This window comes from Bartonella sp. AP331QHHD, from assembly GCF_042195905.1.
In the GTDB taxonomy this organism is placed as follows: Bacteria; Pseudomonadota; Alphaproteobacteria; order Rhizobiales; family Rhizobiaceae; genus Bartonella.
Window position 1 is genome coordinate 1 of the sequence record NZ_JBHIPG010000011.1, and the last position, 8,077, is coordinate 8,077.

An 8,077-nucleotide genomic window follows, 5' to 3' on the forward strand; every position below is an offset into this window, starting at 1 on the left:
CATCTCAAAGGGGAAAACCCATCTCAAAGGGGAAAACCCATCTCAAAGGGGAAAACCCATCTCAAAGGGGAACTAAAAAACTGTGAAACCGTTTAACAGTGAAGAAGCCCCTAGGCTGACAAATTGGAGTCCGCGCTGTCAACCTGTCATTTGGAAAATAATTGATGAATCCCCTTGTTTTTATCCTCTTATTAGTTTCATGTACAGATGATTTTAATAGTTGCTATTCGAACAATACAATGGTTAAAATCTATCCCACGGCTCAAGCTTGTGAACAGGCCATGGTCCCGTCCACAAAAAAGTTTGCACTTTATGGACAACAAATTTTTGCTCAATGTATAAACGTACAACCCAGTTTACATCAACAAGAAGTAAACTTGATCTGGTCTGTAACAAACCATGGAAATTTCCTGCTTAAAAGCCAAAACGTAAAGGACAAGGTGTCTACAGTCCACAAAGAAGATATTTTACCAACATCGCTTCCTCTTTTGCATTCTTCTTCCACAAACCTCTTGCACAAAAAACTTTAAAAGCATAAACCCATCAGATCTCAAAAAAATAATCAATGAAAGACATGATGGATAATAAGCGAATGCAACCTTCAAAAGACCATCACACAGAGCAAAATTCTCTGCCTCAAGATCTCCCTTTAGACCCTGCCGTAGAACGAGTGAGAAAAAAACTTATGGGTTTAATGATTATTTCCGTTTTAATAACGCTTTTCCTTATTCTAACCGTACTGTTTTTAATTGTTTATAAAGTGATAAAAACCGGATCAGCGCCAAAACAAACAGAGCTATCTTCCTCTCTCAGCAAAAACCCACACGTTATCCATCATACGCTCTCTCTACCGGAAAAAACACAGATTTTGTCGCAAAGCCTCTCAGAACACAATATTGTACTGAAAGTTTTAACCCCTGATGGACAAACAAAATTTATGATTTACAATTATCATACCGGTGCACTTGTCTCCATTCTTTCTGTTGAAACAACAAAAGAGAGAGCGAAGATAATGCCTCATTAAGAAAACTAACATCAATAAGCGCTGACATAGCATTCTGAAGGTTTAAACATTTTCTGCAAGCCGGCATTATCACACGCTTTACCAACTCGTGGATGTTGCCCACAATCCTTGGCGCTAGAGAGAGTTCATAAGAGCCATTTTTATTCCTTCTTATACAAATTTATCCACACGGGCTCTCCCCGTTTGCAACGTGCAAGCGAATGTTTTTTGTTGATCCAACATGGAACAAATTTGGAAATGAGAGAATTCTAGGGGTTTAGGGGCCCTCACCTAACATTCAAACAATGAATTATTATTATAAATTAATGTGATAAGTCTTAAATATCCACCACACGGGCGACGGCGCGTTTTTTACTGTATCCCCTCACTTAAATCTTGGAAAAGAAGAAACCTTTCTGTCAACGCATTCCCATTTTAAGAAAATGACATCACTTGGGAAAAGCTAATAAACGTGCAAGAAATACCTCTTCTTGAGTGCAAAAATTCAACATATTAATTTATAGTGATGATTTATTTTGCATGTCAAATGAGAACCTCAAATACTGTAAGATTCTCCCTTTCAAATCTGTTCGTAAAAAACTGAATCAAAATCATTTCCTCACATATCCCAGCAAGGAAATGGATGAATAAAATACCTCTTATGAATGATCAGGTATCAAAAGAAGAACTGTTGCAACATTGAAAATTAAAGCAATAACGCCCAGTTTACATCTTTTATTAAGCAAAGATAACCGATGGATTTCACATGATAGAATTCATGAACACCAGTGCGAAATGGGCATGAATACATTGAATATAAGTGTGAATTAAATAAAACAACGACATTGCGTTCTTCATAAAAGAACTGCCTCTTAAAATACACGGATGTGGTTTTCTCTGTATTCCCTCACTTAAATCCCAGCAAAGAAGCAATCTTTTCTGTCAACACCCTTTGTTAAGTCTCAATACTGCCGGTGAAAATCCAAAGAAAGCGCAAGAAGCTTCTTGAGCATATTATAATTTACTATCATGATACCAATAACATCACCACAAGCGCTTATACAGCACCCTTCAGGTTTAAACATTTCCCTCTGCCTCAAGATTGACCACTTGAGCGACGGCGTGGTTTTCTCTGTATTCCCTTACTTAAATCTCAGCAAAGAGGCAATCTTTTCTGTCAACAGCCTTCGTTAAGTCTCAATACAGCCCCGTGAAAACTCAAGGAAAGCGCAAGAAGCTTCTTGAGCATATTATAATTTATTATCATGATACCAATAACATCACCACACAAGCGCGCTTACACAGCACCCTTCAGGTTTAAACATTTTCCTCTGCCTCAAGATTGACCACTCGGCGACGGCGTGGTTTTCTCTGTATCCCCTCACCTAATCCAGGCAAAGAAGAATCCTCTTTTGTTGCTGTTTTTGTTGCTGTTGATGCATCTCCATTGCTAGAGCTTTCTGCTGTTGTAAGTGAAAGCTCAAGAGATGATTCATCTTGAGTCCGTACAGTACGTCGACGAGGAGAACGACGTATTTTTTTGACAGGTTCAACATTTTTCTCAGAGAGGCAGTGCTCTTGATTTGTTTTTTCATCCGATAGAGCCTCTAAAGCGTTTTCTCGCGCATCTCCATTTTGCGCTTTATCATATTGGCCATTGCCATTTTTTTGCGACGACATTTGTAATACATCTGTATCACCCTCGACAGCATCCTTTTTTTCACCATCAAGATTTATTTCACCGCATTCTTGCCCATTGTTTTCATCACGATTTTCGTTTTCATCACCACGATTTTCATCACGCCGAACCGATTGAGACATTTGCCCAGCTGCTGCTAAAATAATACGCAAATAGTGCTCGGCATGTTGTAAATAATTTTCCGACATAACACGATCGCCTGCACCTTGTGCATCACGCGCAAGGCTTATGTATTTATCGGCAATTTGCTGAGCATTCCCGCGAATTTTAACATCCGGACCGCTACTTTCATAATTGCGAGACAACGGATTAGGACCGCGACGATTATTATTGTTATTACCATTATTGTTATTATTGCGACCGCGTACCCGTCTATTTTGTTGTGGCCTCATCTTTATCCCTTTTTGGAGTGTTTGTCTTATGTGTGTCTTAATTGACGCTTCCTCATTACATTATCTTTTGATAATGCTGATCATGTTTAACATACGATTATCAAGCTATCCGCGTTTATTTCACTCAAACGAACCCTACTGATATTGATAAAAGCATATATTTTCTTGAAAATCACAAAACAGCAGGGAAATCGTAAATCAAAAATTCCCTTTTTCTCTGTCAAACAGCAGAAACCTAATGATGTTCACGTAAAATGCCAAGTGTTTTTTTTAAAATAAACCATATTTCACTAAAAAAATAATTATCTTGTGGAAAACAAAAAGGAAAACACACATATAACACACCCGACAAAGAAAAAATTCCTGCCAGAGAATAGTAGAAGCTTCCTTTTTTGCTCTAAAACCACCGCTCCTAAAAACGCCGATATTCTCTACCCCCTCGTGCATTTAACTCACAAGCACTTCCATCCCAACGAGTCACTGCGCGAACCTCTTTATTTTATAAATATAGCCTCTCTTCATCGCTAAAGCAACCCCTTGCGAGCGATAATCCACGATCGCCTCACAAAACCTCTTAACTTTTATAGATAGATTAACACGAAGTATTATTCAAGCCCTATAATCACCAAGAGATCAATCTTCTTTCCCAAACAAGTCAATGATACTATCAATTTTTATTTTAACCCATAGAGTTTTTAAGTTAATCACAGTTTTTATTTATAACAAATTGAGCTTAAAAACAAAATATTTAAATACAAAAAAATATCAAATTATGAAAAAAACGACCAATATGTCACACTTTTTTAAAAATCAGCTTCTTCTCAAAAAAATACCCTCCTCAAAGCCTATCAATAAGAATGGCCTAACGTATTTCCTTACTTATCTTTTCTGATAAAGAAAACTAGAATTATAAAACAAGCACATTTTTAAACCCAGCACAGCGCTTTACGCATGAAGAAGCCGTAAATGTTTATAAAAGGAATGTTTTTTACTCATTTTTGTCATGTCTATTGACTTACACCCTCAAAGAATGAAGGTTCTCAAATCACACTGGTCTGTTAACAATGAAAATACTTATAAAATTCATACACTAAATTGATTTGTAATGATAATTCATATTTTTTGTGTTGAGTAAGAAAATTAATACCGTAGGATTTTTCATCCTCAATCTGTTTGCTGTTGAATCAATCTCTTTTTCTTGCATGTTACATGTGGGAAAACCTGCGTGGAGTAAAAACGATAAAAAGACTAAAAGTGCCTCTTATGAACCGTCTCTAAGGCTAAAGGGTTGTCGAGAGCACCATTGGGAGCGAGCAAAGTGTGAGATAGTACCGGCTTATTCTTTGTTTAAACCATAAAGATGAACTTGCTTTATAAATTTTATACATTTCATGATGGTTTTACCATTATACCATTCACCAAAACCATCACGAAATGGATTTCCCACACTCGTTATTTCCCTTAAAAAAGCGCAACAAATCCTCCTGAAACTCCACCACGCCCCCTTAAACATTTCAAGGAGGCCATCCATACCTTATGTCGCCACACCTTAAATAAGAAGTGCGATATAACAAGATAAATAAATCAAGCTGCTATTGGTCATGAGGCAGATAGTCATTTAAGAGGCTTTTATCTTTTTATCAAAATTCGCATCCTTTTAACTTTCCATATAAAAACTTAAAAGTAATTGCGCCTTTTGCCTGTTTTATTTTCTCTTTCATTCAGAAAACAGTCTCGTAAGAGAAAATAATTTCCATCCCCAGGACGGACCCTCGTCAAACATTGTTTTTTAGCACTATCAGAAAGCTTATCCCACATTTCACGAATAGCAAAATAGGCCTCACTTTCCAAATTAAGACAATGCTGATAAACCTCTCTTTTCATATCGGGCATAACGGAGGCAGAAATTTCCTTGCAATATACGCGTAGATCAAAAACAGGAATAACCAATTCAACGGGTGCTTGTTGTGTTACTTTTTTATGAGAAGAAAAATAACTAACCACCTTTGCAACAACAAAACACAAAAACACTATACAAAAAAGTATTATGCAAACAAAAGCAATCTTGCGATATAATCTTTTGAAATAAGCCTTTTGTCTTGCTCGGATTCTTTTTTCCATAAAGATTGTACCCTTTAATATCCCAAGAGAAGCTTTTACAGCAAAAAATGATAGAAGTATCTGTGTACACAATACAGGTTATAGCCGCAAACGATCAAGACTCTTATGTCAAAAGACTCTCTTTTTTACCGTATAATTCTTATCGTATATAATTCTTATGAAACACTTTTCTCATGCCCTTTATGAAAAAATAGGGCTGATGATTTTCTCTCACCACTTTTAAAGACGAAGATTCTTCATCCATGCGGATCTATAAACAATTCGTCTTTGTTAAGACATGTCATATTGATTTATAAAGAATATTTATTGTTTTACATGTTGAATGAGAAACCCGAACACCATAGGATTCTCTCATCCGAAGTTTGTTTTCTATTGAAACAATCAAAACCATGTTGCTTACAAGTTACAAGCGGAGCTAGCATGTGGATTAAAAACTGTATAAGAAAGGCATATGCCTCTTATGAATCGTCTTAAGTGTCAAAGACCGTAGCAAAATTGGGAGCTAGAAAATACAATAATGGTGCGGGCTTGCCTCTACATAAGCGTAAAGATGGGAGTGCTCAATGGATTTACCGTTATTCACCACACAAACACTTCATATATAAAATCTTATACGCCTTCTATTACCGCCCCCTCAAAAAGCAGTCGCTAAAACAAGATAAGAGATTATAGATGTAAAACTCCTAACAAAAAAGAATGGACTTTCTAATCGAGATCAACAAACACTGTTAAAGACACATTTGCATTTTTGACCATGCTGGCATGTATGATAATGGCCCTTCAAATGCGCCACCATTTTATGCTTCACCTCATATCATTCTCCGTCAAACAATCACAAAGATTCTTTAACTATTCAACGCCCCCCAACCAAAGCAAAGAAACCAAACCCAGACGCCTGCATTTTTATTTGAATCTTCCCTATTGGGATAAAACACACAAGAATTTAAAGATTTCACTGCAAAATGAAATCACAAAATACAATAATGAGAAAAATATCCAAAGCCATCTCAATAACAAATATATAGCGCCCCTGTTATTAGAAAGTAAAAAAAGCCGCACCATTTAAAGGCGCGGCTTATGAATAGAGATATAACTAAATAAAATACAAAAGAAATCAATAATAAATACTTATACACAAAACGTATAGTATTGCAAGCTTTTTAATTATATTTATAAAAATATCCAAAAAGAGTATAAATAATGATACATTCGTATTGAGGAGAGCTGTTTATAACAATACACTTTCTAAAATAAAAACGTATCAAATAAATCAAAATACTTTGTAGCTTTATCTCAATATAATCCATGAAAAAACACACATGATTTAAGTCCATAATTATAATAAGACCCGTTCTTTTACGCTTGTAAAAGCTGGTTTTTCTTAACTTACATTCACCACTTCAAAAGATGAAGATTCTTCACCCAATCTGATTTATCAACAGCCCAGATTGCAGTGGGGTCCATTTGGCTTTCTCACATGTGATTGATTTAAACTTAAAGCTCAACAAATAAGCCTGCCTTAAATATTTGCCACGCCCTTTAAAAAACACTTTTTGTATCATGGAAGCTCTTACAAAGAGACTTGCCTTATATCATCACACCTGAAAGGACAGTCTTTACAGCATAAACAGGATAAGACAAATCAACAACCGCTTGTACAATCTTGTCTGATAAGAAAACAAGTGAAACGTTAGCCTTCAAGCCTGCTCCAACAGTACAGCATTTCTCTTCTTTATAAGAAAAAACACAACGATACGCATGATTTTTTTATAGGCATTTTTCTGCTTTTGTCCTTTTGGCAATTAACATTTTCTTTTTATGGGATTTTTAACAAATTAAAATTGCGATGAACTGCACTTTTTCTCTTTTAAAAAAGCGTAAAAACCGCAAATTATTTATAGAGTTAAAATCATCAAACGCTCTATCCAAAAGCTTTTTAAAATGATTGCACGATTTTTTATCTTTTTAAAGCTTCTTTTGCCATGCGTTTCTATTTGGGCATGGCTCCTTGCTCTGTAGGCTTTAAAAACTTACCCTTAGATTTCAATATGCGCCCTACTCTCCCCAACAACGCATGATCAACTTATCCAGCAACAACGCTTCTCTATCAATTTTTACCATTTTTTAACATCTCAAACAGAGTGCAATTCCAATCCCCACCGAAGATATAAATCAGGTTTATCTCATCTATAGCTTCAACCCATACATATTGTTATGATCACTCTTTTCTATTTTTCCTTATCTAACAAAGAAGAAATCTCTCTAGAATGCTCAACACTGATGTTTTGAGTAACACTACTGTGTATTTCTAGCGGCTTATGTGCTGTAAATTTTGAAATAAAAGAGCTGTAGTCTATTTTTGGCGCCTCGTATATTGGAGAAAAAAATATGTCTCCAACGGACGATGATTCTGTTTTAATTTCTGGTGCGCTCACAAAACTGTTTGGTGTCGTTATTCCACCACTCACAACACTATTAATACTGTCTTGCTTCTCTTCTTTCTCATTTTTTTTCTGTTCGACATTGATAAGATCTAGAGCATTTAATTTTTTTTCTAAAGCATCCATGCGCTTTGCAATTTTTGTAATATCTTCATATGCTTTCTTCAACAATGCGTTTAAAGGAGCATGTCCCATTCTTCCGCTAGCATAAAGAACCACACGAATACATTCCGGATCATCAATATCAGCAATAGAAAATGGAAAAAGTGCCATTATATCCCCCTTTTTGATAAGCTAAACGCGTATTAAGGCATTTGCATCTCTTTTTTCGTTGTACGGCTCTTGCATTTCTCAGAAAACCTCAGAAAACCTCAGAAAACCTCAGAAAACCTCAGAAAACCTCAGAAAACCTCAGAAAACC

Annotated in this window: 5 protein-coding genes; 2 read left to right on the plus strand and 3 right to left on the minus strand. The window is 35.9% G+C overall.

Features of this window, described 5'->3' with window-relative positions; translation table 11 throughout:
* Positions 1-164: 164 nt before the first annotated feature.
* Both ACFIMS_RS01475 and ACFIMS_RS01480 read left to right on the plus strand, forming a co-directional pair.
* On the plus strand, positions 165-530 hold the full coding sequence (locus tag ACFIMS_RS01475; protein ID WP_375629217.1) for a hypothetical protein: 366 nt from the start codon (positions 165-167) through the stop codon (positions 528-530).
* Between the two features lie 44 nt (positions 531-574).
* Positions 575-1,024: a hypothetical protein gene (locus ACFIMS_RS01480; RefSeq protein WP_375629205.1), complete on the plus strand. Its 450-nt coding sequence runs from the start codon at positions 575-577 to the stop codon at positions 1,022-1,024.
* A gap of 1,296 nt (positions 1,025-2,320) precedes the next feature.
* Here the strand turns inward: ACFIMS_RS01480 and ACFIMS_RS01485 are convergent.
* From ACFIMS_RS01485 to ACFIMS_RS01495, 3 genes are all read right to left on the minus strand, one after another.
* A complete protein-coding gene (locus ACFIMS_RS01485; protein ID WP_375674543.1) occupies positions 2,321-3,094 on the minus strand; it encodes a DUF4167 domain-containing protein in 774 nt (257 codons plus the stop codon).
* A gap of 1,677 nt (positions 3,095-4,771) precedes the next feature.
* Positions 4,772-5,215 carry a hypothetical protein gene (locus tag ACFIMS_RS01490; RefSeq protein WP_375610680.1) on the minus strand — a complete coding sequence of 148 codons (444 nt, stop codon included), beginning with the start codon at positions 5,213-5,215 and terminating at the stop codon, positions 4,772-4,774.
* Between the two features lie 2,228 nt (positions 5,216-7,443).
* Positions 7,444-7,929 carry a hypothetical protein gene (locus ACFIMS_RS01495; RefSeq protein WP_375696313.1) on the minus strand — a complete coding sequence of 162 codons (486 nt, stop codon included), beginning with the start codon at positions 7,927-7,929 and terminating at the stop codon, positions 7,444-7,446.
* Positions 7,930-8,077 lie beyond the last annotated feature (148 nt).

Excerpts from the sequence above, each read along its gene's own strand:
- ACFIMS_RS01490 (WP_375610680.1), bottom strand. The coding sequence starts at position 5,215 with ATGGAAAAAAGAATCCGAGCAAGACAAAAGGCTTATTTCAAAAGATTA.
- ACFIMS_RS01495 (WP_375696313.1), bottom strand. The coding sequence starts at position 7,929 with ATGGCACTTTTTCCATTTTCTATTGCTGATATTGATGATCCGGAATGT.
- ACFIMS_RS01480 (WP_375629205.1), top strand. The coding sequence starts at position 575 with ATGATGGATAATAAGCGAATGCAACCTTCAAAAGACCATCACACAGAG.
- ACFIMS_RS01475 (WP_375629217.1), top strand. The coding sequence starts at position 165 with ATGAATCCCCTTGTTTTTATCCTCTTATTAGTTTCATGTACAGATGAT.
- ACFIMS_RS01485 (WP_375674543.1), bottom strand. The coding sequence starts at position 3,094 with ATGAGGCCACAACAAAATAGACGGGTACGCGGTCGCAATAATAACAAT.